Genomic DNA, 25467 nt, shown 5'->3' with positions numbered 1-25467 from the left:
GGCCGGGAGTCGCCAAACCAACAGGGGGCAACGACCGCGTCATGGCTGAGCCGATCTATCGTCGTGTGCTGGTCAAGTTGTCGGGCGAGTACTTCGCCGGTCCCCAGGATTACGGAATCGATCAGGCCACCATCGATCGGGTGGCTGGCGAGCTGATCGCCGCTCGCGCGCTCGGTGTCGAAGTCGCCGTGGTGATCGGAGGCGGCAACATCTTCCGCGGTGTCGAAGTCTCCGCCCGCGGCGTGTCGCGTACCACCGGCGACACCATGGGCATGCTGGCCACCGTGATGAACTGCCTGGCGCTCGCCGAAGCGCTGCAGCGCCACGGCCAGAAAGCGCGCACGCTGGCTGCGTTGATGATGCCGGAAGTCTGCGAACTCTACACCCGCGCTGCGGCCGAGCAGACGCTGAGCGAAGGCGGCATCGTGCTGCTCGCCGGCGGCACCGGCAATCCGTATTTCACCACCGACACTGCCGCGGTGCTGCGCGCCGCCGAAATCGGCGCCGGTGCGGTGCTCAAAGCGACCAACGTCGACGGTGTCTACACCGCCGATCCGAAGCTCGATCCGAACGCGAAGCGGTTCGAGAAGCTGACCCATTCCGAAGCGCTCGCCGGCGGTTACAAGGTGATGGACGCGACGGCCTTCGCGCTCGCCCGCGAAACCTCGCTGCCGATCATCGTGTTCTCGATCGCCGAGCCCGGTTCGATCGGCGCGGTGCTGAGCGGGGCGGGGCGGGGCACTGTCGTAGCAGGCTGACGACGGACGCGCGGCGCGCGGCGATGATGATTTGCGATTGAGAAAGAGAGAGGCGGCAATGTCCGACAAGTTCGACATCAACGAATTGAAGCGGCGGATGCAGGGCGCCGCGCAGTCCCTGAAGCACGAACTCGGCGGTCTGCGCACCGGGCGCGCCTCGGCTTCGATGCTCGAGCCGGTTCAGGTCGACGCCTATGGCAGCCACATGCCGCTGAACCAGGTCGCCACCGTCTCGGTGCCGGAGCCGCGTCTGATCTCGGTGCAGGTCTGGGACAAGTCGATGGTCAAGGCGGTCGAGAAGGGCATCGTCGATTCCAATCTCGGCCTGTCGCCGGCGACCGAAGGTCAGGTGATCCGGCTGCGGATCCCCGAGCTCAACGAAGAGCGCCGCAAGGATCTGGTCAAGGTCGCGCACAAATACGCCGAGGCCGCCCGTGTCGCGGTGCGCCACGTCCGCCGCGACGGCCTCGACACCATCAAGAAGCTGGAGAAGGCGCACGAGATCTCCGAGGACGATCAGAAGCGGCTCGACCAGGAGGTGCAGAAGGCCACCGACGCGTCGATCGCGGAAATCGATCAGTTGCTCGCGAACAAGGAAAAGGAAATCCTCACGGTCTAATCTGCTCGCCGTGAGCTTGGGACGCGGCGATCTGACCGCGTCCCATCGATCAGTTGCGCGGTCGCGCGTGGGTGTGCGGAAAGGCACGGTTCGGGCGCGGGGCCCTTCGAGTTCGGGTCTTGTCGCCGCGTCGACTATAACTTACTGATCTCGAATAAGTTCTGGCAGCGAGCCGGTGACCTTCTCGCGGGATGATGCTTCGGGAATGAGCTATGTCGAAAGCCGCCGCGCCGTTGCCTGATCCGTCCGAACCGCCGAGCGCTCCGGCGCACGTCGCCATTATCATGGACGGGAACGGCCGCTGGGCCGCTGCGCGCGGGCTGCCGCGCGCCGAAGGTCACCGCCGCGGCGTCGAGGCGCTGCGCCGTGTCGTCCGTGCTTCCAACGAACTCGGTATCCGCTATCTGACGATCTTTTCGTTCAGCTCGGAAAACTGGGCCCGGCCGGCCACCGAGATCGGCGACCTGTTCGGCTTGCTGCGCCGCTTCATCCGCAATGATCTGGCCTCGCTCCACCGCGACGGCGTCCGGATCCGGGTGATCGGCGAGCGCAACCGGCTCGACCGCGATCTGTGCGCGATGCTCGACGAAGCGCAGGAGCTGACCCGCGGCAACACCAAGCTGAATCTGGTGGTGGCGTTCAATTATGGCTCGCGGCAGGAAATCGCCAACGCCGCGCAGCGACTGGCCCGCGAGGTCGCCGAGGGCAAGCGCGACCCGGCGTCGATCGATATCGAGACCTTGGGGCGCTATCTCGACGCCCCCGATATTCCGGATCCCGACCTGATCATCCGCACCAGCGGCGAGCAACGATTGTCGAATTTCCTGATGTGGCAGGCCGCGTACAGTGAACTGGTGTTCGTGCCCATTCACTGGCCGGACTTCGACAAGGCCGCGCTGGAAGGTGCGATTGCCGAATATGCCCGGCGCGAGCGCCGGTTCGGCGGATTGGCCGCCAAGACAGGATCGTGACACGCGTGAGCCAGGACAACGCGCCGCCGGCGCCGGCGGCCGAGCAGGGGTCCCGCAATCTGATCCAGCGAATCGCCGCCGCGCTGGTGCTGGCGCCCGGCGCGATCGCGATCGCTTGGCTCGGCGGCTGGCCGTGGGCGGTGCTCGCCACGCTGGTTGCGATCGGCTTGTTTGTCGAATGGCTGGGGATCGTCGGCGCGGCGCGCGACTTCCGTGTGTTGGTGCTCGGCTGCCTGTGCCTGATCGTGTGCGGGCTGGGGCTGGCGTTCGACAAACCGGTGCCGGCGCTTGTCGCGGCGGTGTGCGGCGTCGGCGGATTGGCGCTGCTCGGCGACCAGCCGCGGCGCTGGACCGCGACCGGGCTGGGCTACGCTGCGGCCGCGCTGATCGCCTCGATTCTGATCCGGCTCGATCCGGACCATGGGTTTGCGGCGCTGGTGCTGATTCTGTTGGTCGTGTGGGGCGCCGATATCGGGGGCTATTTTGCCGGCCGGACGATCGGCGGGCCCAAGCTGTGGCCGCGCGTCAGCCCGAAAAAGACCTGGGCGGGGGCGCTCGGCGGGCTCTCTCTGAGCCTCTTGGTTGGGCTCGGTTTCGGTCTCACAGGTTTTGGAAAAATCGTTCCGCTTCTGATCCTTGCGGCGATTCTTTCAACCGCTTCCCAGCTCGGTGACCTGCTCGAATCCGCGGTCAAGCGCCGGTTCGGTGTCAAGGACTCCAGCCACATCATTCCTGGCCATGGCGGGTTGATGGACCGGCTCGACGGCTATGTGGCTGCGGTTGTGGTGGCGGTATTGATTGGACTGACGCGGGCGCCACTGGATGGTATTGGCCGCGGATTGATGGTGTGGTGACGCAATGAACCCTGTTCCCTTGAAGAATGCCGACCCCGCCCATGGCGGCGTCCGCACCGTCAGCGTGCTCGGCGCGACCGGTTCTATCGGCGACAGCACGATGGACCTGATCCGCGCCGAACCGGAGCGCTACCGGGTCGAGGCGCTGACCGGCAATGCCAATGTCGCCGGCCTCGCCAAGCTCGCCCGCGAGTTCAATGCCAAATTCGTCGCGGTGGCCGATCCGGCGCGGCTCGGCGAATTGCGCGCAGCGCTGGCCGGGACCGACATCGCCTGTGGGGCGGGCGAGGGCGCGGTGATCGAGGCGGCCGCCCGGCCGGCCGACTGGGTGATGGCGGCGATCTCCGGTGCCGCAGGGCTGAAACCGGCGCTGGCCGCGGTCGATCGCGGCACCACCGTCGCGCTCGCCAATAAAGAGTGTCTGGTGTGCGCCGGCGATTTCTTCATGAGCCGGGCCGCCGCCGCCGGGGCGCGGATCCTGCCGGCGGATTCGGAGCACAACGCGCTGTTTCAGGCACTGGCCTCCGGAAATCGTCACGAATTGACGCGTGTCATCATCACCGCCTCGGGCGGGCCGTTCCGCACCTGGGCCGCTGCCGACATCGAGCAGGCGACCCTGGCGCAGGCGCTGAAGCACCCGAACTGGAGCATGGGCCAGAAGATCACCATCGATTCGGCCTCGATGATGAACAAGGGGCTCGAGGTGATCGAAGCCTCCTATCTGTTCGCGCTGGCGCCGGACGAGATCGACGTGCTGGTGCATCCGCAGTCGATCGTGCACGGCTTGGTCGAGTTCGCCGACCGTTCGGTCGTTGCGCAGCTCGGTGCCCCCGACATGCGGATTCCGATTGCCCATTGCCTGGGCTGGCCGGATCGCATTACCGGCCGTGCTGCCAAGCTCGACCTTGCCAAAATTGGCCAACTGACCTTCGAAGCCCCGGATTTCACCCGCTTTCCTGGTCTGCGACTGGCGTATGACGCACTTCGCACCGGTAACGGCGCAACGACCGTGTATAACGCGGCCAATGAGGTCGCAGTCGCCGCCTTTATCGCGCAGAAGATCAGGTTCGGTGCGATCGCCCGGCTGGTCGAGGATACGCTCGATCACTGGGTTCGCGCCGGCAATCTGGCGCCACTCGGTTCCGCCGATGACGCCATCGCTCTTGACCATCAGGCGAGAAACCTCGCTGCCACCCTGTTGCCTCAAATTGCCGCAAAGGCATCATAAAGGAACAGGGAACAGGGCCGTCGGTTCTGCTCGAAAGGAATGGGATGGCCGATCTTTTTCTTCATAGCTTCAATACGTTGAGCCACGGTTTCGTCGGCTACGTCATTCCCTTTCTGTTCGTTCTGACGATCGTGGTGTTTTTCCATGAGCTCGGCCACTTCCTGGTCGCGCGCTGGAACGGCGTGAAGGTGCTGACCTTCTCGATCGGCTTCGGTCCGGAGATCGTCGGCTTCAACGACCGCCACGGCACCCGCTGGAAGCTCTCCGCGGTGCCGCTCGGCGGTTACGTCAAGTTTTTCGGCGACGACAGCGAGGCAAGCACGCCCTCCGGCGAGGCGCTGGCGCAGATGTCGGCGGCGGATCGCTCCGTGAGCTTCCATCACAAGCCGGTCGGCCCGCGCGCCGCGATCGTGGTCGCCGGCCCGGTGGCGAATTTCATTCTGGCGATCGTGCTGTTCACCTTCCTGTTCGCCGTGTTCGGGGCACCGAACACCTCGGCGCGGGTCGACGGCGTGCAGCCGGGCAGTGCGGCCGAATCGGCCGGGTTCAAGCCGGGCGACGTGGTGACCGCGATCGACGGCAGCGCGATCGCCAATTTCCTGGAAATGCAGCGGATCGTCAGCGCGGACGCCGGCAAGCAGCTCAAATTTACCGTCAAGCGTGGCGATTCGACCGTTGAGCTGCAGGCGACGCCGCAGCTCAAGGAGGTCAAGGACCGGTTCGGCAACGTCCAGCGACTTGGCATCCTCGGCATCAGCCGGTCGACCGCGGCCGGCGAGGTGACGACCCAGTCGGTCAATCCGGCGGTGGCGTTCTGGATGGGGATCAAAGAGACCTGGTTCGTGGTCGACCGGACGTTCTCTTACATCGGCGGTATTTTCACCGGGCGCGAGGCGGCCGATCAGCTCGGCGGTCCGCTGCGGATCGCGCAGGTGTCGGGGCAGGTGGCGACGATCGGGTTCACCCCGCTGCTGCATCTGGCGGCGGTGCTGTCGATCTCCATCGGTCTGTTGAACCTGTTCCCGGTGCCGCTGCTCGATGGTGGGCACCTGCTGTTTTACGGTATCGAAGCCGTGCGCGGCCGGCCGCTGTCGGAGCGGGCCCAGGAGGTCGGGTTCCGAATCGGTTTGGCGCTGGTGCTGATGTTGATGATGTTCGCGACTTACAACGACATCCTGCATCTGGCGTCGTCGTGATGTATTCGATCCGTCAAACGTGGCGGATAGGCAACGTGTTGGAATGAAATTGAAATCGCATCGCGAAAGGACGTTTGCCGGCGGGGCAAAATTGTCTACAAGCGAGGCAACCTGGGGATTCTGTCGGTGCAGGGGCCTTGTGCCGGCATCGGAATGACAAGGGCGCGTAGCGCATGAAAGTTGGAATGCGAGTGTTGCGGGGGGTGATCGGTGCCGCCCTGGTGTTTTTCGCCGTACCGGCCGCCACCACGGCGGTGGGAGTGGCGATGGCGTCTCCTGCCGCCGCCCAGTCCGCTTCCTCGATCGGGGTCGAGGGCAATCGGCGGGTCGAGGCTGAGACCATTCGCTCCTATTTCAAGCCTGGACCCGGTGGGCGGCTCGATCAGGGATCGATCGACGACGGCCTCAAGGCGCTGATCGAAACCGGCCTGTTCCAGGACGTTCGCATCAATCACGCCGGCGGCCGGCTGGTGGTCAGCGTGGTCGAGAACCCGGTGATCGGCCGGCTCGCCTTCGAGGGCAACAAGAAGATCAAGGACGAGCAACTCTCGGCCGAGATCCAGTCGAAGCCGCGCGGCACGCTGTCTCGCCCGATGGTGCAGGGCGACGCGCTGCGGATCGCCGAAATCTACCGTCGTTCGGGTCGCTACGACGTTCGCGTCGACCCGCAGATCATCGAACAGCCGAACAACCGCGTCGATCTGGTGTTCGTGATCACCGAAGGTCCGAAGACCGGCGTGAAGTCGATCGAGTTCGTCGGTAACACGACCTATTCGTCCTATCGCCTGAAGGACGTGATCAAGACCCGCGAATCCAACCTGCTGAGCTTCCTCGGCAACGGCGACGTGTACGATCCGGACCGGGTCGAGGCCGATCGCGACCTGATCCGCCGCTTCTATCTCAAGCACGGCTTCGCCGACGTGCAGGTCGTCGCCGCGCTCACGGAATACGATCCGGAGCGCAAGGGCTTTATGGTCACCTTCAAGATCGAGGAAGGCCAGCAGTACCGTGTCGGCTCGGTGACGTTCGAATCCACCATTCCGACTCTCGATGCCAACTCGATGCGCAGCTACTCGCGCGTCAGCGTCGGCTCGCTTTACAACGCAGAGGCGCTGGAGAAGTCGGTCGAGGAGATGCAGATCGAATTGTCGCGGCGCGGTTATGCGTTCGCGACCGTGCGTCCGCGCGGCGATCGCAATTTCGACCAGCACACCGTCTCGATCGTGTTCTCGATCGAGGAGGGGCCGCGCGTCTACATCGAGCGCATCAACATCGTCGGCAACACCCGGACCCGCGACTATGTGATCCGGCGTGAGTTCGACATTTCCGAAGGCGATGCCTACAACCGTGCACTCGTCGACCGCGCCGAGCGTCGCCTGAAGAACCTCGACTTCTTCAAGTCTGTGAAGATCAGCACCGAGCCGGGCTCGTCGAGCGACCGCGTCATTCTACTGGTCAACCTCGAAGAGAAATCGACCGGCGACTTCTCGGTGTCGGGTGGCTATTCGACCAGCGACGGCGCCCTCGGCGAAGTCTCGGTGTCGGAGCGTAACTTCCTCGGCCGCGGCATCTTCGCCAAGGCGTCGGTTCAGTACGGCCAGTACGCTCGCGGCTACTCGCTGTCGTTCGTCGAGCCGTATCTGCTCGACTACCGCGTCGCGCTCGGCCTCGACCTGTATCAGCGCGAGCAGCTCGCCAACCGCTACATCTCGTACTCGACCAAGACGCTCGGCTTCAGCCCGCGCCTCGGCTTCGCGCTGCGGGAAGATCTGTCGCTGCAGCTCCGCTACTCGCTGTATCGGCAGGAAATCACGCTGCCGTCGTACCTGAACAACTGTAACAACCTCTCAAATGACGCAAGCTATTGGACGCCCCAATATACAAACTTCCGGAATAACAATCCTGGCGGGGCTACGCTGGGTTGCTACGGCGACGGCGAGGCTTCTCTTCCGGTCCGCATCGGTCTGGCCGGTGGTGCCTACTGGACTTCGTCGATCGGCTATACGCTGACCTACAATACCCTCGACAACATCAAGAACCCGACCGACGGTCTGCTCGTCGATCTGCGCCAGGACTTCGCTGGCGTCGGCGGCGACGTGAAGTTCATCAAGACCGCGTTCGACGCCAAGTACTACACCCCGCTGGTGTCGGACCTGGTCGGCTTGATCCACCTGCAGGCCGGCAACCTGAGCACCTACGGCGACAACCAGCTCCGGATGCTCGACCACTTCCAGATGGGATCGAACTTGGTTCGCGGCTTCGCCCCCAACGGTATCGGTCCACGCGACATCGGAACCTATGCCATTTATGGCTACGGCGGCGACGCGCTCGGCGGAACCAACTACTGGGGTGCGTCGGTCGAATTGCAGATGCCGTTCTGGTTCCTGCCGAAAGAGGTCGGATTAAAGGGCGCCGTTTATGCCGACGCTGGTTCGTTGTTCGACTACAAGGGACCGACTTCGTGGACAGTCACTGGCGAAGTCAACTCTCCCGGTTGCGTTCCGGCGAGCCAGACCATGATTGGTAGCTGCGCTGGCCTGAACTACGACGACACCAACCTCGTCCGCACTTCGGTCGGTGTTGGCCTGATCTGGGCGTCGCCGTTCGGTCCGCTGCGCTTCGACTACGCCATCCCGATCACCAAGGGTAAGTACGACCGCGTTCAGGAGTTCAAGTTCGGCGGCGGGACCTCGTTCTAAGTCCCGCACCCCGGACCACGACCGAAGGAATGGCATCCACGTCGTTTTTCCCGCCGCGTCCTTCGTCGACCCTGGCCGAGATCGCCAGCCTGACGAAAGCAACGCTGGTTGATGCTTCGCGCGCGGAGCATCGCATCACTGGACTGGCCTCGCTCGACGAGGCCGGGCCCATGCACCTGAGCTTCTTCGAGAACCTCCGGTACTCCGACGAACTCGCGAACACACGGGCCGGCGCCTGTCTTGTCAGCGAGCGGTTCGAGGGCAGGGTCCCGCAGCACGTCGCCGTGCTGCGAGCCCGCAGGCCGTTCCATGCCTTCGTTGCCTATGCCCGGATCCTCTATGAAGACGCGTTACGGCCGCACACCGGCTTGGCGGCAGCGCCTGAAATCGCGCCGACAGCGGTGATCCACGACACCGCCAGGCTCGAAGACGAAGTCACGGTCGAGCCACTCGCCGTGATCGGCCCCGACGTCGAGATCGGCTCGGGTACGGTAATCGGGGCGGGTGCGGTGATTGCCGCTGGCGTCAAGATAGGGCGGGATTGCGACATCGGCGCCGGCAGTCATCTGCAACATGCGCTGATCGGCAACAACGTGCTGATGCACCCCGGCTGCCATATCGGTCAGGACGGCTTCGGCTTCATCTTTGCCGGCCGCCATACCAAGGTTCCGCAGACCGGCCGGGTGATCATCCAGAACGACGTCGAGCTCGGCGCCGGGACCACGATCGATCGCGGATCGCTGCGTGACACCGTAATTGGCGAAGGCACCAAGATCGACAATCAGGTTCAGATCGGCCACAACGTAACAATTGGTCGACATTGTGTGATCGCCGCCAAATGCGGTCTTGCCGGCAGCCTGACGCTGGGCGACAACGTCGCGCTCGGCGCCATGGTCGGCATCAACAATCATGTGGTGATCGGCGACGGCGCCCAGGTGGCGGCGATGTCCGGGGTCAAGGACAGTATCCCCGCCGGTGAGCGATGGGGCGGCATGTTTGCGCGCCCGACCAGAACATGGTTCCGGGAGATGCTGGCGGTACGGCGGCTCGCCGAGAGTGGCGGAGCCGAGACCGCGGCACGACCCGACGACGACAGGGATGAAGGACGGGGGTGATGGAATCGCCGATTCGCTTTGAGAACGTTGACATCAACACCATCCTCAAGACACTGCCGCACCGCTTTCCGTTTCTGCTGATCGATCGCGTCATCAACATTCGCGAGGATTACAGCGGCATCGGCGTCAAGAACGTCACCGTCAACGAGCCGGCGTTTCAGGGACACTTCCCTGAGCGTCCGGTGTATCCCGGCGTGCTGATGATCGAGGGCATGGCGCAGACCGCTGGCGTGATCGGCATTCTGTCGGTGACCGGCACCGAGAAGCCGCGCGCGGTGTATTTCCTGACCATCGACAAGTGCAAGTTCCGCAAGCCTGTAATTCCAGGGGATACCGTCGAGTATCATCTGACACGCACCGGACGCCGTAAGACGATGTGGTGGTTTCACGGCGAGGCCAAAGTCGACGGCCAGATCGTTGCCGAAGCCGATGTCGGCGCGATGCTGGCAGATTGACGGACCTGAATGAGCACAATTGACTCGACTGCGCGGATCGAAGACGGGGCCGTAATCGGCGACGGGGTCGAGATCGGGCCTTATTGCACGATCGGCCCAAACGTCAGCATCGCCGCGGGAACCCGGCTGATCGGCCACGTCAACGTCACCGGCCACACCACGATCGGCGAAGGCTGCATCATCCATCCGTTCGCCTCGCTCGGCGGCGCGCCGCAATCGACCGGCTACAAGGGCGAGCCGACCACGCTGATCATCGGCAACGCCTGCACCATTCGTGAAAACGTGACGATGAATACCGGCACGGTCGGCGGCGGCGGCGTCACCCGCGTCGGCGATCGCGGGTTCTTCATGGCGGCGAGCCATGTCGGCCACGACTGCATCGTCGGCAACGACGTGATCTTCGCCAACGCCGCCACCCTCGGCGGTCATTGCGAAATCGGCGATTTCACCTTCATCGGCGGTATGACCGTGCTGCAGCAGTTCACCCGGGTCGGTCCCCAGGTGATGATCGGCGGCATGAGCGGCCTGCGCACCCACGTCATTCCCTACGCGCTGGCCAACGGCATCTATGCGAAGCTGGCCGGGTTGAATATCGTCGGCATGCGCCGGCGTAAGTTCACCAAGGAGCGGCTCGCGATTGTGCGCTCGTTCTTCAACGACCTGTTCCACAGCAGCGGCCCGCTCGCCGAACGGCTCGAACGGGTGCGGCCGCGCACGGCGGACGACCCGGCGATCGCCGAGATCATCACGTTCATCGACGACATCAAGGGACGCGGCGGTCGCGGCCAGCGCATCGCGCTGTGCATGGCGCGTGAAGGCGGCACGGCCGTCAACGACGGCGACGACGCCTGACCGGCCGGCGCTCCGGCCATGACCGATCCCTCGCTGCAGACAGCTAGCCCCGTCGGCATCATCGCCGGCGGCGGCACGCTGCCGTTCGCGGTCGCCGACCTGCTCGCCGCCCGCGGCTTGACCCCGGTGCTGTTCGCCCTGAAGGGGAGCTGCGATCCCCAGCGCGTGACCGGTTACAGGCATCATTGGCTGCCGATGGGGGCGTTCGGCAGGCTGCTGCGTCTGCTGCGCGCCGAAGGCTGCCGCGACCTGGTGTTCATCGGCTCCCTGGTGCGGCCGGCGCTGTCGGATTTGCGGCTCGACTGGGGCGCCATCAAAGTACTCCCGGCGGTGCTGGCGGCCTACCGCGGCGGCGACGACCATCTGCTGAGCGGCGTCGGCCGGCTGTTCGAGCGCTATGGTTTCCGGCTGCTCGGCCTGAAGGATATCGCCAGCGATCTGCTGATCCCGGAGGGCTGTCTCACCCGCGCCGCGCCGGATGCCAACGTTCAGGCCGACATTGCCAAGGGCCGTGCCGTGCTGGCGGCGCTGAGCCCGTTCGACATCGGCCAGGGCTGCGTGGTGATCGACGGGCATGTAGTCGCTGTCGAGGACACCGGCGGCACCGACGAGTTGCTGCGGCGGGTGGCGCAGCTCCGTGACGCTCGGCGGATCCGCGCCAAGCCCGGCCACGGCGTGCTGGTGAAGGCGCCGAAGATCGGCCAGGATCTGCGCTTCGACCTGCCGGCGCTCGGACCGAAGACCATCGAGGGACTGGTCGCCGCGCAGCTCGGCGGCGTCGCCGTCGTGGCAGGCCATACCGTTGTCGCCGAGCCGCAAGACATGATCGCCGCCGCCGACCGGGCGGGGCTGTTTGTGATCGGGATGCCCGCATGAGCACGGCGGCAAAGGCCGAGGATCGGGTGCGGACGGTGTATCTGATCGCCACCGAGGAGTCCGGCGATCGGCTCGGCGCTGCCTTGATGCGCGAACTGCGGTCGCGGCTCGGCGGCTCGGTGCGGTTCGCCGGCATCGGCGGTCGCAGCATGGCCGGCGAGGGGCTGGTATCGCTGTTTCCGATCGAGGAGTTGTCGATCATCGGTTTCGCCGCGGTGCTGCAACGGCTGCCGATGATCCTGAAATTGATCCGGCGCGCGTCCGACGATGTGGTCGCCACTCAGCCCGACATCCTGGTGATCATCGACAGTCCAGACTTCACCCATCGCGTCGCACGGCGGGTCCGGCGGCGCGATCCTTCGATCCCGATCGTCGACTACGTGTCGCCGACCGTGTGGGCGTGGCGGCCGGGGCGGGCGCGGGCGATGCTCGGCTATGTCGATCATGTGCTGGCGCTGCTGCCGTTCGAGCCGGCCGAATATCGCCGGCTGAAGGGGCCGCCGTGCAGTTACGTTGGCCATCCGCTCACCGAGCAGTTCGGCTCGCTGCGGCCGAACGAGGCCGAGCAGGAGCGCCGCGAGGCTTCACCGCCGGTGCTGCTGGTACTACCCGGCAGCCGGCGCAGCGAAGTCCGTCACCACGCCGCGGCATTCGGCGAGACGCTGGCGCAGCTCCGGCGCGAGGGCGTGGCGTTCGAGGCGGTGCTGCCGACCACGCCGCATCTGGAAGCGCTGGTCCGCTCTGCGGTGGCTTCGTGGGAGGTGCAGCCGCGGATCGTCGTCGGCGAGCAGGAGAAGCGCGCTGCGTTTCGGACAGCGCATGCTGCGCTGGCGAAGTCGGGTACGGTGACGCTGGAGCTCGCGATCGCCGGAGTCCCGATGGTCACAGCCTATCGGGCCGGCAGCGTGGAGATCTGGATCGCGCGCCGGGTGGTGCGTCCGGGCACAGTGATCCTCGCCAATCTGGTAATCGGCGAGGAGGTGGTGCCCGAGTTCATCCAGGAGGAGTGCGTGGCCGCCAAGCTCGCCCCGGCGGTCCGCGATCTGATCGGCGACACCGCGGCGCGGCGGCGCCAGCTCGCGGGCTTTGCAAAGATCGACGACATCCTGTCGACCGGCGAGCAGACCCCGAGCGGACGTGCGGCCGACATCGTGCTGGACGTGATGCACCAGGCCTGATTGCCGTTGGCCACCGCGATTGAAGATGGCGGTTGTTGCAATCAATTCTCAATGGATTGCAACTAGCCTGCCGACGCGTCGAAGCTCCAGTTTGCGCGTCAATGGACCGGAGAGGACGCGGACCGTCTCAACCGGAGCTCCCTCCCATGAAGAAAACCAACATCGAGTCCGCCTCGGCGCTCGATGTGCTGTTCGCGTCGGTGACTGTCGTTCACCGCAAGAAGGTCTGGAACGAGTTCCGCGCACTGCCGGACCGCGCCCGCTACTGAGCTGCGCGCCGCAGCTCCCATCAGCCGCAGGCTACAAACGAAAACGGCGAACCGCTGGAGCGGTCCGCCGTTGGTTCTTTGAGCTGCGTCGACGATCAGCCGCGTTTGTCGATCTCGACGTAGTCGCGGGTGGTGGCGCCGGTGTAGAGCTGGCGCGGACGGCCGATCTTCTGCTGCGGATCCTCGATCATCTCGCTCCACTGGCTGATCCAGCCGACGGTGCGGGCGACCGCGAACAGCACGGTGAACATGTCGGTCGGGAAGCCCATCGCCTTCAGCGTGATGCCCGAATAGAAATCGACGTTCGGGTACAGCTTGCGGTCGATGAAATACTGATCGCTGAGCGCGATCTTCTCGAGCTCCATCGCCACCTTGAGGAGCGGGTCGCCGTGATGACCGGTCTCGGCCAGCACCTCGTGGCAGACCTGCTGCATGATCTTGGCGCGCGGATCGTAGTTCTTGTAGACGCGGTGGCCGAAGCCCATTAGCCGCACCGACGAACTCTTGTCCTTCACCTTGGCGATGAAGTCTGGGATGTTCTCGACCGAACCAATCTCCTTCAGCATCTGCAGCGCAGCTTCATTCGCGCCGCCGTGTGCCGGGCCCCACAGGCAGGCGATGCCGGCCGCGATGCAGGCGAACGGATTAGCGCCCGACGAGCCGGCGATGCGCACGGTCGAAGTCGAGGCGTTCTGCTCGTGATCGGCGTGCAGCGTGAAGATCTTGTCGAGCGCGTTCGCCAGCACCGGATTGACGATGTATTCCTCGCACGGCGTAGCGAAGCACATCCGGAGGAAGTTCGCAGCGTAGCTGAGCGTGTTCTTCGGATAGATGAAGGGCTGGCCGACCGAGTACTTGTAGGCCATCGCGGCCAGCGTCGGAACCTTGGCGATCATCCGGATCGAGGCGACCATCCGCTGGGTCGGATCGTTGATGTCGGTGGAGTCGTGGTAGAACGCGGCGAGCGCACCGACCGAAGCCACCATCACCGCCATCGGGTGTGCGTCACGACGGAAGCCCTGGAAGAACCGGGCCATCTGCTCGTGCACCATGTTGTGGCGGGTGACGCGGTAGTCGAAATCTTCCTTCGCCGCCTTGGTCGGCAGTTCGCCGTACAGCAACAGATAGCAGGTCTCGAGGAAGTCGCCTTTTTCGGCGAGCTGTTCGATCGGGTAGCCGCGGTACTCGAGAACGCCGGCGTCGCCGTCGATGTAAGTGATCTTGGATTGGCAGCTCCCCGTCGAGGTGAATCCCGGATCGTAGGTGAACATTCCGGTGTGGGCGTAGAGCTTGCCGATGTCGATGACGTCGGGGCCGACTGTTCCGGTCAGAATCGGAAGATCGTAGTTCTTGTTTCCAACCGTGAGCGTTGCCGTCTTGTTGTTGGTCGTTGCGTCCATCGTGTGGTCCCCGATGTTCGTTGGCGAAACCAGCCGTATGCGCAGTGCTCTTGCGAGCGAGACTGGTTGTCTTGAAGCGCTGGCGCAAATGCGTAGCTCATTGCACTGTGCACTGCAAGGCGGCCGGACACCAGCCGTTTCCGGGGCTTTTATCCGGCCTGATCTGCGAGCCGGGACAGGCATTCATCGCGTCCCAGCACCGCCAAAACATCGAAGATTCCCGGCGATGTGGTTCGTCCGGTGAGGGCCACCCGGAGTGGTTGCGCCACGGCGCCGAGCTTGAGCCCGGCCTGTTCGGCGAACGTCCGCATCGCAGCTTCGGTGGTCGCGGCGGTCCATGGCGTGACGTCCTCCAGCGCGGCGCGGAGCCGGCCGATCAACTGCCGGGTTTCGGGCGTCAGCACCGCCTGCGCCTTCGGATCGAGCGCCAGGGGCCGATCGGCGAAGATGAACCCGGCATTGTCGAGCAGCTCGATCAGGGTCTTGGCGCGCTCCTTCAGACCGGGCATCGCCTGGGTCAGCTTGGCGCGGATCGTGTCGTCGAATTTCGCGGCGATCGCCGGACCTTGCGGCACGTATTTCAGCAGGTCCTCGAGCAGGCTCACGAGACAGTGATCGTCGCTCTGGCGGATGTAGTGACCGTTGAGACTCTCCAGTTTGGCGAAATCGAATCGTGCCGCCGAGCGGCCGATCGCCGGCAGGTCGAACGCCTCGATCATTTCCTGTGTGGTAAAAATTTCCTGATCGCCGTGGCTCCAGCCGAGACGAACTAGGTAGTTGCGGAGTGCGGCGGGCAGGTACCCCATCGCACGATAGGCGTCGACGCCGAGCGCGCCGTGGCGCTTCGACAATTTCGAGCCATCGGGACCGTGGATCAGCGGGATGTGCGCCATCACCGGCAGCTCCCACTCCATCGCATCGTAGATCTGTTTCTGACGCGCAGCATTGATCAGGTGGTCGTCGCCGCGGATGACGTGGGTGACGCCCATGTCGTGGTCGTCGACCACCACCGCCAGCATGTAGGTCGGGGTGCCGTCGCCGCGCAGCAGCACCAAATCGTCGAGGTTCTCGTTCTGCCAGGCGACTCGGCCCTGGACCTGATCGTCGATCACGGTCTCGCCGGTGAGCGGTGCCTTCAGCCGGATGGTCGGCTTGACGCCCTCCGGCGCCTCGGCCGGATCGCGGTCGCGCCAGGTGCCGTCGTACAGCTTGGCGCGGCCCTCGGCTCGCGCCTTGTCGCGCATCGCCGCCAGCTCCTCGGCGGTGGCGTAACAGCGGTAGGCCTTGCCGGCAGCGAGCAATTGCTCGGCGACCTCGCGATGCCGCGCGGCGCGCGCGAACTGGTAGACAGTGCCGCCGTCCCAATCGATTCCGAGCCATTTCAGCCCGTCGAGGATGGCGTCGATCGCCTCCTGGGTCGACCGCTGGCGATCGGTGTCCTCGATTCGCAGCAGCATGGTGCCGCCGTGCTTGCGCGCGTACAGCCAATTGAACAGCGCGGTGCGGCCTCCGCCGATGTGCAGGAAACCAGTGGGCGAGGGCGCGAAGCGGGTGACGACGGGACGGGTCATTCGAACCAATTGCAGGGAAGGGAACAGGGCCGGAGCGGCGCGCAGGGTGTATAGCAGGATCGGCGCATAACTAAAGTGCTCCGCGCGTCCCCTGGGGGTTGGCGCGGGGCGGCGGATTTGGCAGATACCCCCTTCGGTTCCGACCAGTAGGACGATTGACGAATGACCACGGCAGATACAGCGGCGGGCGAAGCAGGGCGCGACTTCATTCGCGACATCGTCCAGGCCGATCTCGACAGCGGCAGGCACCGGACCATCGTGACCCGGTTCCCGCCGGAGCCCAACGGCTATCTGCACATCGGCCACGCCAAGTCGATCGCGCTGAACTTCGGCATCGCGCAGGAATTCGGCGGCCGCTGTCACCTGCGGTTCGACGACACCAATCCGACCAAGGAAGAGCAGGAATACATCGACTCGATTCAGGCCGACGTGCGCTGGCTCGGTTTCGACTGGGGCGAGCACATGTTCTACGCCTCGGACTATTTCGAGCGGCTCTATGCCTGGGCCGAGCTGATGATCCAGAACGGCGACGCCTATGTCGACGACCAGTCGCAGGACGAGATCCGCGCCAGCCGCGGGACGCTGACCGAGCCGGGCAAGAACAGCCCGTTCCGTGACCGCTCGGTCGAGGAAAATCTCGACCTGTTCCGGCGAATGAAGGCCGGCGAATTCCCGAACGGCTCGCGGGTGCTGCGCGCCAAGATCGACATGGCGTCGGGCAACATCAATCTGCGCGACCCGGTGCTGTATCGCATTCTGCACGCGCATCATCCGCGGACCGGCGACACATGGTCGATCTATCCGAGCTACGACTATGCGCACGGCCAGTCGGACGCGATCGAGGGCATCACCCATTCGATCTGCACGCTGGAGTTCGAGGACCATCGGCCGCTGTACGAATGGCTGCTGTCGAAGCTGCCGGTACCGTCGCAGCCGCGGCAGTATGAGTTCGCCCGCCTCAACATCACTTATACGCTGTTGTCCAAGCGCGTCCTGACCGAACTGGTGCGCGGCGGCCATGTCGCCGGCTGGGACGACCCGCGGATGCCGACGATGGCCGGGATGCGCCGTCGCGGCGTGCCGCCGGCGGCGCTGCGCGACTTCGTCAAGCGCATCGGCGTGGCGAAAGCCAACAGCGTGGTCGATCTCGGCATGCTTGAGTTCTGCATCCGCGAGGAATTGAACCGCACCGCACAGCGCCGGATGGCCGTGCTGAAGCCGCTGAAGGTGGTGATCGAGAACTATCCGGAAGGCCAGACCGAAGAACTGGAGGCGATCAACCATCCCGACGATCCCAGCGCCGGCACCCGCAAGATCGCATTCGGGCGCGAGATCTACATCGAGCAGGACGACTTCATGGAGAACCCGCCGAAGAAGTTCTTCCGGCTGTCTCCGGGCAACGAAGTGCGATTGCGCTACGCCTATTTCATCAAGTGCCGCGAGGTGATCAAGAACGACGCGGGCGAGATCGTCGAGCTACGCTGCACCTACGATCCGGCAACCCGCGGCGGCAACGCGCCCGACGGTCGCAAGGTCAAGGCGACGATGCACTGGCTGCCGGCGGCGCAGTCGGTCAAGGCCGAGATCCGGATCTACAACCAGTTGTTCGCCAACCCGGCACCGAGCGCGGCGACCTTCGCCGACGATCTCAATCCGCAGTCGCTCGAAGTGCTGACCGGCGCCCGGATCGAACCGGAGACGGCGGCGAGCAATTCGGCCGAGCCGCTGCAGTTCGAGCGTCAGGGCTACTTCGTCCGCGATCGCGACTCGACGCCGGACAAGCCGGTGTTCAATCGCACCATCGGGCTCCGGGATACCTTCGCCAAGGAAGTGGCGAAGGGCTGACGCCCGATCGAGCCTGATCTCCGACGGTGCGGCGCTGGCGATTGCCGGTGCCGCTGATCTGTTCCACTGTTCGCCCGGCGGCGAAGGTGGGGGCGCGGCCTTGCAGCGGCGCGATCGAACCAAGGCACGGACATGGCCGGTCGGCGCCTCGGCCGGCACCGGCGCGCTGTTGGCGTGGGGGCTGACGGCGTGGACTGCGCTGACCGATCGGCTGCGCGTGTGGGCGCGGGCCGAAGCCGGGCCGGGGCGGCTGTTGCCATGGACGCCGGTCGCGTTCGGTGCCGGCATCGCACTGTATTTTGCGGCCGATCACGAGCCGGTCGCCTGGGTCGCCGCTGCGACCGCGGTCGGATTCGCGATCGGGACCTTTCTGCTTCGCCGCACCCGCGCTTTCGCGCCGCTGCTGCTGATCGCGGCGGCGGTGGCGGGCTTTGCCACCGCGACGCTGAAGGCGTCACGGGTTGCGCATCCGGTACTGATCACGCCGGTGTACGCCGCCAAGCTGAGCGGCTTCGTCGAAGTTCGCGAAGAGCGCGAGCGCACCGACCGCTTCGTACTGCGTGTCACCCAGATGCAGGCGGCACGCGCCCCGCCACAGCTCGAGCGGGTGCGACTGTCGGTGAAGAAGGGTAAGGCGCCTGCGGTCGGCAGCTTCGTGACGCTGAAGGCGCGGCTGCAGCCGCCGCTACAGCCGCTGCAGCCGGGCGGCTACGACTTCGCCCGCGATCTGTATTTCCAGGGTATCGCCGCGTCCGGCTTCGTGCTCGGCACGATCACTGTCGAAGCGCCGGCGCAAAGCGGAGGCTGGCGGCTGCGCTATGCCGCCGCGATGCAGGGCTTGCGCGACGCCATCGACGCGCGGATCAGAGCCGCGCTCGACGGCGATACCCGCGCCATCGCCACCGCACTGCTCACCGGCAAGCGCGATGCGATCTCGACACCGGTCAACGATGCGATGTTCGTCTCCGGACTGGGCCATGTGCTGTCGATCTCCGGTTATCACATGGCGGTGGTGGCGGGCGTGGTGTTCTTTGCGCTGCGCGCGCTACTGGCGCTGATCCCGGCGCTCACGGTGACGTTTCCGATCAAGAAGGTCGCGGCTGCCGCAGCGCTCGCGGCCGCTGCGTTCTATCTGTTGCTATCCGGCGCCGAAGTCGCGACCCAGCGCAGCTTTCTGATGACCGCGGTCGTGTTGATCGCGGTGATGGTCGATCGCCGCGCCATCACCTTCCGGACCCTGGCGCTGGCGGCGCTGATCGTGCTGGCGATTGCGCCCGAAGCGCTGGTGCATCCCAGTTTTCAGATGTCGTTTGCCGCCACGCTCGGTCTGGTCGCATTGGTGCAGATCGGGATGCCGGCGCTGTTCGCAGCAGACGACAGCTCGGTGGCGTCGCGGGTGGCGCTGTGGGGCGGGCGGGAGATCGCGCTGCTGACACTCGCTTCGCTGGTCGCAGGCCTCGCGACCATGCCCTACGCCGCCTATCACTTCCACCGCATCACGCCCTACGGCGTGCTCAGCAATCTGGCGGCGATGCCGGTGGTCTCAGCGATCGTGATGCCGGCGGGGCTGCTCGGTCTCGTCGCGATCCCGTTTGGACTCGACGCGCCGTTCTGGCGGATCATGGAATTCGGCATCGACTGGATGACCCTGGTGGCGCAATGGGTGGCGGCGCTGCCCGGCGCGGTCGGCCGCGTCACCGCATTCGGCCCCGGACCGCTGCTACTGGCCACGCTCGCGCTGGTCACGGTTGGTTTGCTGCGCACGCCGCTGCGTTGGAGCGGGGCGCTCGGCCTGATCGGCGCGATCGTCTGGGCGGCGCTGACGCTGCAGCCGGAGGTACTGGTCGCCGGCGACGGCAGGCAGGTCGCGGTGCGCGGCGCCGACGGTCGGCTCCGGCTGATGCAGAGCGGCGCCGATGCGTTCCGGCTCAAGCAATGGCTTGCCGCAGACGCCGATTCCCGCACGCCGGATGATGCCTCGCTTCGCGTCGGTGTGTCCTGCGATGCAGATGGCTGCGTCACGCCGCTCGCGGACGGGCGGCTGGTGGCGCTGTCGCTGCGGCCCGATGGATTGGCCGACGATTGCGCTCGCGCGGCGCTGGTCGTCACCGCGGCGCAGCCGCCGCCGGACTGTGCGGCGCAGGTGCTCGGCGACGATGATCTGCGAACGGGTGGAACGCTGGCGCTGCGACGAAGTGGCGACGCGCCGGCCGTGTTTGTAATCGAGGCAGCCCGGCCCAGGGGGCACAGCCGGCCATGGGCCGAAGCGGCAGCGGACGCGCAGGGCAGGCCGGCCTCGATCAGACGGCCCGCACCGGCAGCATCCGAGGATGCCACTCCGGCGCCGCAGGATCGGACGGGCGACGATTGAGAGTGATGCTCGTTGGAGACCGAACCGCCTGGCTCAGTATTTGCGGTACAGCCCGATCAGCTTGCCCTGAATGCGGACGCGATTGGGCGGCAGGATCCGCACTTCATACGCGGCGTTGGCTGGCTCCAGCGCGATCGAGGCGCCGCGGCGGCGGAACCGCTTCAGCGTGGCTTCCTCTTCGTCGATCAGCGCCACGACGATGTCACCGGTGCTGGCGACGTCGTTCCTCTGGATCAACGCCATGTCGCCGTCGAGGATACCGGCCTCGACCATCGAGTCACCGCGTACTTCGAGCGCGTAATGTTCGCCGCTGCCGAGCATGTCGGCCGGCACGCTGATGGTGTGACTGCGGCTCTGCAGCGCTTCGATCGGCGTACCGGCGGCGATCCGGCCCATCACCGGAACCGCGACGCTGCCGCGATTATGATCGTCTTCGGCCGGCTCCGGGCTCGGCGGCCGAACCTTGCCGAGATTGCCTTCAATCACGCTCGGGGTGAAGCCGCGGCGACCGCCGCTGGGCATGCCGCTGGTATCGGGGAGTTTGATGACTTCGATGGCCCGGGCGCGGTTCGGCAATCGCCGGATGAAGCCGCGCTCCTCCAGTGCCGTAATCAGGCGGTGAATGCCCGACTTCGAGCGCAGATCGAGCGCATCCTTCATCTCGTCGAACGACGGCGGAACCCCGGCTTCCTTCAGCCGCTCGTTGATGAATTTCAACAGCTCAAACTGCTTGCGCGTCAGCATCGGCGATTTCCCATTCGGCGACGACCGGCCGGTTCGAGGTGCGTCTCGGTTCGGACGACGAGTCTGCGTAACAGCCTCATTATCGCCGAATCTCGAAAACAAATCATGAACGGACACTATATGTTCGGGGTGTGTTCCGCAACCTGTTAATCGAACGCCAGGAATTTCACGGGTCGTTATAGCGGGAGCTTAAGGATGACGCAGGGGGAGCCGGCCTGCGCGGGCAGCGCGAATGCCGGACGGACGATCAGCGCCTCGGCCGCCGCGAGCCGTGCCAGCAGCGAGGAGTCCTGGCTGTCGACCGGAGTGGCGACCTGCCGGCCGGCGTCGTCGCGTGCCAGATGGGCCCGTAGATAGTCCTCGCGGGTGTCGTTGGCGGCGAGGTCGGCACCGAGCAGAGCCGACTCGCGGATGTGCGTCGGCTGGCTCATGCCACTGAGCGCGCGGATCAGCGGCACCATGAACAGCACCGCACAGACGTAGGACGACACCGGGTTGCCCGGCAGGCCGATCACCCGCATCGCGCCGAGATGGCCGTGCATCATCGGCTTGCCCGGGCGCATCGCGATTTTCCAGAACGCGATCCGGGTGCCTTCGGCCTCCAGCGCGTCCTTGACCAGATCGTGGTCGCCGGCCGAGGCGCCGCCGGTGGTGACCAGCAAATCGACTCCGAGATCGCGGGCCTGCCGGATCGCCGCCCGGGTCGCTTCGAGCGTATCGGCGGCGATCCCGAGGTTGATCACCTCTGCGCCCTCGGCCTGCGCCAAGGCGCGCAGCGCGTAGCCGTTGGAATAGACGATCTGGCCGGGGGCGGGCGCCGTTCCCGGCATCACCAGCTCGTCGCCGGTGGCCAGCAGCGCCAGCCGCGGCCGACGGTGCACCGGCAGCGCGGCGTGGTTCATGCCGGCGGCAAGAGCAAGGTCGCGGTCGTTGAGCCGGTGGCCCTGATGCAGCAGCACCTGGCCTTCGCGAAAGTCGACCCCTGCGGGGCGGATGTGGCGGCCGAGTCGGACGGCTTCGTTGACCGTGACGTGGTCGCCGTTGCGCAACGTGTCTTCCTGGATCACCACCGCATCGGCGCCCTCGGGGACGACGCCACCGGTGAAGATCCGCAGCGCTTCGCCCGCGCCGATGCCGACCGTGGCAGGGCGGCCGGCGGCGATCTCGCCGATCACCCGCAGCGTCGCCGGCGGCGCCGCGACATCGGCGGCGCGCACGGCGTAGCCGTCCATCGCCGACATCGGCTGCGGCGGCTGGGTGCGGAGCGCGGCGAGGTCGCGCGCCAGCACGCGGCGGTGGGCATCCTCGAGCGCGACCATCTCGATGTCGAGCCCGCGCGCGCCGGCCAGCACCGCGGCGAGCGCTTCGTCGACCGGCATCAAAGCCATCGGGCTCCTCCCTTGCAGGCGAATGAGAATCGAACCGTCCCGATCCGGCTTTAGGTGGCGCGCCGCGACCACGCAAGGCCGCAGCGCCATCGCGGCGCCCCGCGACCTGCCGCCGCGTCGTTCGAAATCATTATTGTCGAACCGTCGCGTCCGCCTGTACCACGTTCCCGGCATCGAGCGGACGGAGCGGGCAGATGGAAGACTTTCCGAAATGGTTCCTGCGGATCATGGTCGTGGTCGGCATCATCGCGTTCGGCTCGGTGTATTGGATGCGCCACGACTGGAGCAAAGGCTGGGCGCCGTCGTTCAACGCCGACGATTACGGCCCGCCGAGCGCGTCCGCGCCTGGAGCCGCTGCACCCGCGGCGCCCCCCGCAGCTTCGACACCGGCGACCACGCCGGCTGCGGCTCCGAGCGAAGCCGCGCGGCCCGCTGCTGCGCCGAGTGGGCAAGCCGGCCGCGCCTATGTGCCGTGCCAGCCGATCGGCCGCACCGCCAAGGGCGAGCTGGTGTATTCGATGGATTGCCGCAACCCGCCGCAGTAACGCGGCGCACCGACGTCAGGCGGACGGCGATGCGTCGTCCGCCTTGATCATCACCGGCAGATAGACGCTCGAGAACTCCGGCGGCAGGCGACGGGGCCGGCCGCTGCTGAGCTCGATGCAGACGAGTTGCCAGCGTCCGCGCATGATGGTGGCGCCGTCGCGCAGCCGGATGAGCTGGAAGCGCCGTTCCATCACCAGCTTGCCGTCGCTGCCATAGATCCAGGTTCCGAGCAGCAGCTCGTCGCCCAAGTGACTCGGCAGCAGGTAGTCGTATTCGCCGCGGCGGATCGCCATCGCTCGGTCGATCCGCTGCCAGTCGGCGAGCGACAGGCCGAGCGCTTCGGAATGCGCCCAGCCGACGCTGTCGCACCAGCGCACATAGACCGAGTTGTTGGTGTGATTGAGACCGTCGATATCGGTCGCCGCCGGCGTCATCGGCAGCGTGAACGGCGCGGGATGATCCCAGGCGAGATCGGCGGCAGCGGTGGTCATCATCACGTCTCGTCGGTCGTTGGTTTCGCGCGCTTACAGCCCAAGCTGATCGAGCGTGCGGGCGACGTCGTCACTGGAATGCACTTGCACTGCGTGCAGTCCGCGCTCGCGCGCTGCTTCGACGTTTTCCGCCAAATCGTCGAAGAACACAATGCGCTGCGGCGCGATGCCAATCGCCTTGACGACGTAATCGTAGGTCTCGCCGTTCGGCTTGCGCATTCCGATCCGCGACGACAGAAACATTTCGCGGAAGTGCACCAGCAGCGTGGCGTAGTGCTGAGAGAAATGAGCGATGTGCGCATCGTTGGTGTTGGACAGCGCGTATAGCGGCAGCTGCTTGGCGGCGCGGTCGAGCAACGGCGCGATGCCGGGCATCTCGCCGATGAAGATCGCATTCCAGCCTTCGCGCAGCTGCGCGTCGCTCAGCGTCAGTCCGAGCGCGGTCCTTACCGCGGCGAAGAACTCGGCGTCAGTGACGTGGCCGGTCTCGTAGCGATGGAAGGTGTCATCCTGCGCGAGCGTCGCCATCAGCGCGTGTGGATCGCTGCCGAGCTCGACGGCCCAGGCCTTCAACGTGCGACGGAGATCGTAGTCGATCACCACGCGCCCGAGATCGAACAGCAGCGCATCGGCGGCGCCGGGGGTGAGGGCGGCGGTCATGTTGAAGCCTTGTCGGTGAGAAGCGTTGATGTGCAGTTTGGTGAGACATGCGCATTTTGGTTAAAGAATGTTATAGACTGACGAAACCGTTTGGTAATCCGCAGCCGCTAAGATCATCGACGCTGCGAAGCGCATTTTTCTGCAACCATTCTCCATCATGTGCGGTATCGCGGCGCCGAATTTGATCAGCGGCATCCGCGCATGCGTTTCGAACGTTCCGTGTTGTTGTACCTCATGACCGCGTCGGGGCGATCCTGATGAAGGGCAGTGGTGGGCGCCTGTCCTCGGGCAACAACAAGAAGAAGGTCGAGGAAGCTCAAGCCACTCAAGGCTGGATCGTCACCTTCGCCGACCTGATGGGGCTTCTGGTCAGCTTCTTCGTCATGCTGGTGTCGTTCTCGACCCAGGATCTGCGCAAGCTGCAGATCGTCGCGGGTTCGATGCGCGATGCGTTCGGCGTGCAGCAGAATTCGCGCTTCGCCGGAGTCCTGGAGACCGACGGCGTTCCGGTGCAGGGCAAGGTCAAGAGCAAGAACAACGTCGCGCCCGACCAGGCCAGCAACACGCCGAATCTGGAGGAGTCCGGAGGCTCCGGCAGTGCCGCGTCGCACGCCAAGGCCGAGCGCGAGTTCGCGCTGGCCTCCGCCTCGCTGCGTCAGGCGCTGCGGGACGTTCCGGAGCTGGCAGAGGTCTCCAAGAACGTGGTGTTCGAGGAGACGCCGGCGGGGCTCAACCTCGAACTCACCGATCAGGACGGCCGGCCGATGTTTCCGGACGGTTCGGCGACACCTTACGAGCGAACCCGCAAGCTGGTCGCTCGGCTCGCGGCGCCGCTTCGCGCGACCAGTCTGCGGGTGATCATCGTCGGCCACACCGCCGCGACCGTGGTCCGGCCCGGCGACGACGATCCTCTCGGCTTGTCGGTCAGCCGCGCCAATGCCGTGCGCCAGATCCTGAAGCAGGAAGGCTTGCCCACCAGCCAAGTGCTGTCGCTGGTCGGCAAGGGGGATGGCGATCCATTGTTTCCGGACGCGCCGACGCTGGCGGCCAACCGCCGCGTCACCATCACGTTGATGCGGGAGAACCCGCCGCTGCCGCCGGATCTGCAGCGCTGACACAAGGTTGAGTTGGAAACTTCCACCGCCTGCTGAAGCTCAGAAGCAGAGCCCGATCCGGCGGCCACGCTTCCACACCATCCGGCATTTCTTCCTGGTCGCGCCATGCAACATCTCGAAGCGTTGCGGTAGATTGGCGTCGGCGTTGAGCTCGACGCAGGCACCACCGGCGGAGTAGTCGTCCGTGAACAATTTGGAAGCGGTTGATTTTGTTGGCTGATCGATTGTTGGCAAGTATTCGATTTTGCAGGAAAGCCGCGGGGTGA

General features: G+C 65.6%; 24 protein-coding genes. 17 read left to right on the top strand and 7 right to left on the bottom strand.

The window, feature by feature from the left end:
* The first annotated feature begins 41 nt into the window (after positions 1-41).
* From pyrH to M9H71_RS22365, 13 genes are all read left to right on the top strand, one after another.
* Positions 42-758, top strand: coding sequence for a UMP kinase (pyrH, locus tag M9H71_RS22425; RefSeq protein WP_230634082.1), 717 nt, complete (start codon positions 42-44; stop codon positions 756-758).
* Positions 759-816: 58 nt separating this feature from the next.
* Complete coding sequence (gene frr, locus M9H71_RS22420; RefSeq protein WP_110785608.1) at positions 817-1377, top strand: ribosome recycling factor; 561 nt, start codon at positions 817-819, stop codon at positions 1375-1377.
* Between the two features lie 212 nt (positions 1378-1589).
* The gene (locus tag M9H71_RS22415; protein ID WP_455407092.1) at positions 1590-2348 is read left to right on the top strand and encodes an isoprenyl transferase; all 759 of its coding nucleotides are present in this window, start codon (positions 1590-1592) and stop codon (positions 2346-2348) included.
* 5 nt (positions 2349-2353) lie between these two features.
* A complete protein-coding gene (locus M9H71_RS22410; protein ID WP_455407091.1) occupies positions 2354-3202 on the top strand; it encodes a phosphatidate cytidylyltransferase in 849 nt (282 codons plus the stop codon).
* 4 nt (positions 3203-3206) lie between these two features.
* Positions 3207-4430, top strand: a complete 1224-nt coding sequence (gene dxr, locus M9H71_RS22405) for a 1-deoxy-D-xylulose-5-phosphate reductoisomerase (RefSeq protein WP_455407090.1) — start codon at positions 3207-3209, stop codon at positions 4428-4430.
* Positions 4431-4474: 44 nt separating this feature from the next.
* On the top strand, positions 4475-5626 hold the full coding sequence (rseP, locus tag M9H71_RS22400; RefSeq protein ID WP_455407089.1) for an RIP metalloprotease RseP: 1152 nt from the start codon (positions 4475-4477) through the stop codon (positions 5624-5626).
* Positions 5627-5799: 173 nt separating this feature from the next.
* Positions 5800-8325 carry an outer membrane protein assembly factor BamA gene (gene bamA, locus M9H71_RS22395; protein WP_455407088.1) on the top strand — a complete coding sequence of 842 codons (2526 nt, stop codon included), beginning with the start codon at positions 5800-5802 and terminating at the stop codon, positions 8323-8325.
* Between the two features lie 29 nt (positions 8326-8354).
* Entirely contained in the window at positions 8355-9440 is a 1086-nt protein-coding gene (lpxD, locus tag M9H71_RS22390) for a UDP-3-O-(3-hydroxymyristoyl)glucosamine N-acyltransferase (protein WP_455407087.1), read from the top strand.
* Positions 9440-9895, top strand: coding sequence for a 3-hydroxyacyl-ACP dehydratase FabZ (gene fabZ / locus M9H71_RS22385; RefSeq protein ID WP_455407086.1), 456 nt, complete (start codon positions 9440-9442; stop codon positions 9893-9895). Before lpxD ends, fabZ begins: the two co-directional genes overlap by 1 nt.
* A gap of 9 nt (positions 9896-9904) precedes the next feature.
* A complete protein-coding gene (gene lpxA, locus M9H71_RS22380; protein WP_455407085.1) occupies positions 9905-10747 on the top strand; it encodes an acyl-ACP--UDP-N-acetylglucosamine O-acyltransferase in 843 nt (280 codons plus the stop codon).
* 18 nt (positions 10748-10765) lie between these two features.
* Positions 10766-11623, top strand: coding sequence for an LpxI family protein (locus M9H71_RS22375; RefSeq protein WP_455407084.1), 858 nt, complete (start codon positions 10766-10768; stop codon positions 11621-11623).
* Positions 11620-12801 carry a lipid-A-disaccharide synthase gene (lpxB, locus tag M9H71_RS22370; RefSeq protein ID WP_455407083.1) on the top strand — a complete coding sequence of 394 codons (1182 nt, stop codon included), beginning with the start codon at positions 11620-11622 and terminating at the stop codon, positions 12799-12801. Before M9H71_RS22375 ends, lpxB begins: the two co-directional genes overlap by 4 nt.
* A gap of 146 nt (positions 12802-12947) precedes the next feature.
* Positions 12948-13070: a hypothetical protein gene (locus M9H71_RS22365; protein WP_455407082.1), complete on the top strand. Its 123-nt coding sequence runs from the start codon at positions 12948-12950 to the stop codon at positions 13068-13070.
* 95 nt (positions 13071-13165) lie between these two features.
* On the opposite strand, the gene gltA is transcribed toward M9H71_RS22365, so the two are convergent.
* The gene (gene gltA / locus M9H71_RS22360) at positions 13166-14470 is read right to left on the bottom strand and encodes a citrate synthase (protein ID WP_455407081.1); all 1305 of its coding nucleotides are present in this window, start codon (positions 14468-14470) and stop codon (positions 13166-13168) included.
* 149 nt (positions 14471-14619) lie between these two features.
* Positions 14620-16041 carry a glutamate--tRNA ligase gene (gene gltX / locus M9H71_RS22355; protein ID WP_455407080.1) on the bottom strand — a complete coding sequence of 474 codons (1422 nt, stop codon included), beginning with the start codon at positions 16039-16041 and terminating at the stop codon, positions 14620-14622.
* Between the two features lie 162 nt (positions 16042-16203).
* Between gltX and M9H71_RS22350 the strand changes: the two genes are divergently transcribed.
* Both M9H71_RS22350 and M9H71_RS22345 read left to right on the top strand, forming a co-directional pair.
* Entirely contained in the window at positions 16204-17886 is a 1683-nt protein-coding gene (locus M9H71_RS22350) for a glutamine--tRNA ligase/YqeY domain fusion protein (RefSeq protein ID WP_455407079.1), read from the top strand.
* 100 nt (positions 17887-17986) lie between these two features.
* Positions 17987-20257 carry a ComEC/Rec2 family competence protein gene (locus M9H71_RS22345; RefSeq protein ID WP_455407078.1) on the top strand — a complete coding sequence of 757 codons (2271 nt, stop codon included), beginning with the start codon at positions 17987-17989 and terminating at the stop codon, positions 20255-20257.
* A 33-nt stretch (positions 20258-20290) separates the two neighbouring features.
* Here M9H71_RS22345 and lexA read toward each other — a convergent pair whose 3' ends face one another.
* A complete protein-coding gene (lexA, locus tag M9H71_RS22340; protein ID WP_455407077.1) occupies positions 20291-21001 on the bottom strand; it encodes a transcriptional repressor LexA in 711 nt (236 codons plus the stop codon).
* Between the two features lie 176 nt (positions 21002-21177).
* Positions 21178-22389 (bottom strand): molybdopterin molybdotransferase MoeA, encoded by a 1212-nt coding sequence (locus M9H71_RS22335; protein WP_455407076.1) that lies wholly within the window; start codon positions 22387-22389, stop codon positions 21178-21180.
* A 194-nt stretch (positions 22390-22583) separates the two neighbouring features.
* On the opposite strand from M9H71_RS22335, the gene M9H71_RS22330 reads away from it, so the two are divergent.
* Entirely contained in the window at positions 22584-22934 is a 351-nt protein-coding gene (locus M9H71_RS22330; protein ID WP_455407075.1) for a hypothetical protein, read from the top strand.
* 15 nt (positions 22935-22949) lie between these two features.
* On the opposite strand, the gene M9H71_RS22325 is transcribed toward M9H71_RS22330, so the two are convergent.
* Positions 22950-23429 carry an acyl-CoA thioesterase gene (locus M9H71_RS22325; RefSeq protein WP_455407074.1) on the bottom strand — a complete coding sequence of 160 codons (480 nt, stop codon included), beginning with the start codon at positions 23427-23429 and terminating at the stop codon, positions 22950-22952.
* 30 nt (positions 23430-23459) lie between these two features.
* Positions 23460-24086 carry an HAD family hydrolase gene (locus M9H71_RS22320; RefSeq protein WP_455407073.1) on the bottom strand — a complete coding sequence of 209 codons (627 nt, stop codon included), beginning with the start codon at positions 24084-24086 and terminating at the stop codon, positions 23460-23462.
* Positions 24087-24343: 257 nt separating this feature from the next.
* On the opposite strand from M9H71_RS22320, the gene M9H71_RS22315 reads away from it, so the two are divergent.
* The gene (locus M9H71_RS22315; RefSeq protein ID WP_455407072.1) at positions 24344-25201 is read left to right on the top strand and encodes an OmpA/MotB family protein; all 858 of its coding nucleotides are present in this window, start codon (positions 24344-24346) and stop codon (positions 25199-25201) included.
* Positions 25202-25240: 39 nt separating this feature from the next.
* On the opposite strand, the gene M9H71_RS22310 is transcribed toward M9H71_RS22315, so the two are convergent.
* Entirely contained in the window at positions 25241-25435 is a 195-nt protein-coding gene (locus tag M9H71_RS22310) for a hypothetical protein (protein WP_455407108.1), read from the bottom strand.
* Positions 25436-25467 lie beyond the last annotated feature (32 nt).

Source organism: Rhodopseudomonas parapalustris (assembly GCF_053772255.1).
The sequence above is the reverse complement of the archived record's forward strand: the minus strand, read 5'-3'. Positions and strand labels throughout refer to the sequence as shown.

Coding starts and splice junctions, on each gene's coding strand:
- frr (WP_110785608.1), top strand. CDS start 817: ATGTCCGACAAGTTCGACATCAACGAATTGAAGCGGCGGATGCAGGGC.
- M9H71_RS22320 (WP_455407073.1), bottom strand. CDS start 24,086: ATGACCGCCGCCCTCACCCCCGGCGCCGCCGATGCGCTGCTGTTCGAT.
- gltX (WP_455407080.1), bottom strand. CDS start 16,041: ATGACCCGTCCCGTCGTCACCCGCTTCGCGCCCTCGCCCACTGGTTTC.
- M9H71_RS22325 (WP_455407074.1), bottom strand. CDS start 23,429: ATGATGACCACCGCTGCCGCCGATCTCGCCTGGGATCATCCCGCGCCG.
- M9H71_RS22335 (WP_455407076.1), bottom strand. CDS start 22,389: ATGGCTTTGATGCCGGTCGACGAAGCGCTCGCCGCGGTGCTGGCCGGC.
- pyrH (WP_230634082.1), top strand. CDS start 42: ATGGCTGAGCCGATCTATCGTCGTGTGCTGGTCAAGTTGTCGGGCGAG.
- fabZ (WP_455407086.1), top strand. CDS start 9,440: ATGGAATCGCCGATTCGCTTTGAGAACGTTGACATCAACACCATCCTC.
- M9H71_RS22350 (WP_455407079.1), top strand. CDS start 16,204: ATGACCACGGCAGATACAGCGGCGGGCGAAGCAGGGCGCGACTTCATT.
- M9H71_RS22415 (WP_455407092.1), top strand. CDS start 1,590: ATGTCGAAAGCCGCCGCGCCGTTGCCTGATCCGTCCGAACCGCCGAGC.
- gltA (WP_455407081.1), bottom strand. CDS start 14,470: ATGGACGCAACGACCAACAACAAGACGGCAACGCTCACGGTTGGAAAC.
- lpxB (WP_455407083.1), top strand. CDS start 11,620: ATGAGCACGGCGGCAAAGGCCGAGGATCGGGTGCGGACGGTGTATCTG.
- rseP (WP_455407089.1), top strand. CDS start 4,475: ATGGCCGATCTTTTTCTTCATAGCTTCAATACGTTGAGCCACGGTTTC.
- M9H71_RS22315 (WP_455407072.1), top strand. CDS start 24,344: ATGAAGGGCAGTGGTGGGCGCCTGTCCTCGGGCAACAACAAGAAGAAG.
- lpxD (WP_455407087.1), top strand. CDS start 8,355: ATGGCATCCACGTCGTTTTTCCCGCCGCGTCCTTCGTCGACCCTGGCC.
- M9H71_RS22375 (WP_455407084.1), top strand. CDS start 10,766: ATGACCGATCCCTCGCTGCAGACAGCTAGCCCCGTCGGCATCATCGCC.
- lpxA (WP_455407085.1), top strand. CDS start 9,905: ATGAGCACAATTGACTCGACTGCGCGGATCGAAGACGGGGCCGTAATC.
- M9H71_RS22365 (WP_455407082.1), top strand. CDS start 12,948: ATGAAGAAAACCAACATCGAGTCCGCCTCGGCGCTCGATGTGCTGTTC.
- dxr (WP_455407090.1), top strand. CDS start 3,207: ATGAACCCTGTTCCCTTGAAGAATGCCGACCCCGCCCATGGCGGCGTC.
- lexA (WP_455407077.1), bottom strand. CDS start 21,001: ATGCTGACGCGCAAGCAGTTTGAGCTGTTGAAATTCATCAACGAGCGG.
- bamA (WP_455407088.1), top strand. CDS start 5,800: ATGAAAGTTGGAATGCGAGTGTTGCGGGGGGTGATCGGTGCCGCCCTG.
- M9H71_RS22330 (WP_455407075.1), top strand. CDS start 22,584: ATGGAAGACTTTCCGAAATGGTTCCTGCGGATCATGGTCGTGGTCGGC.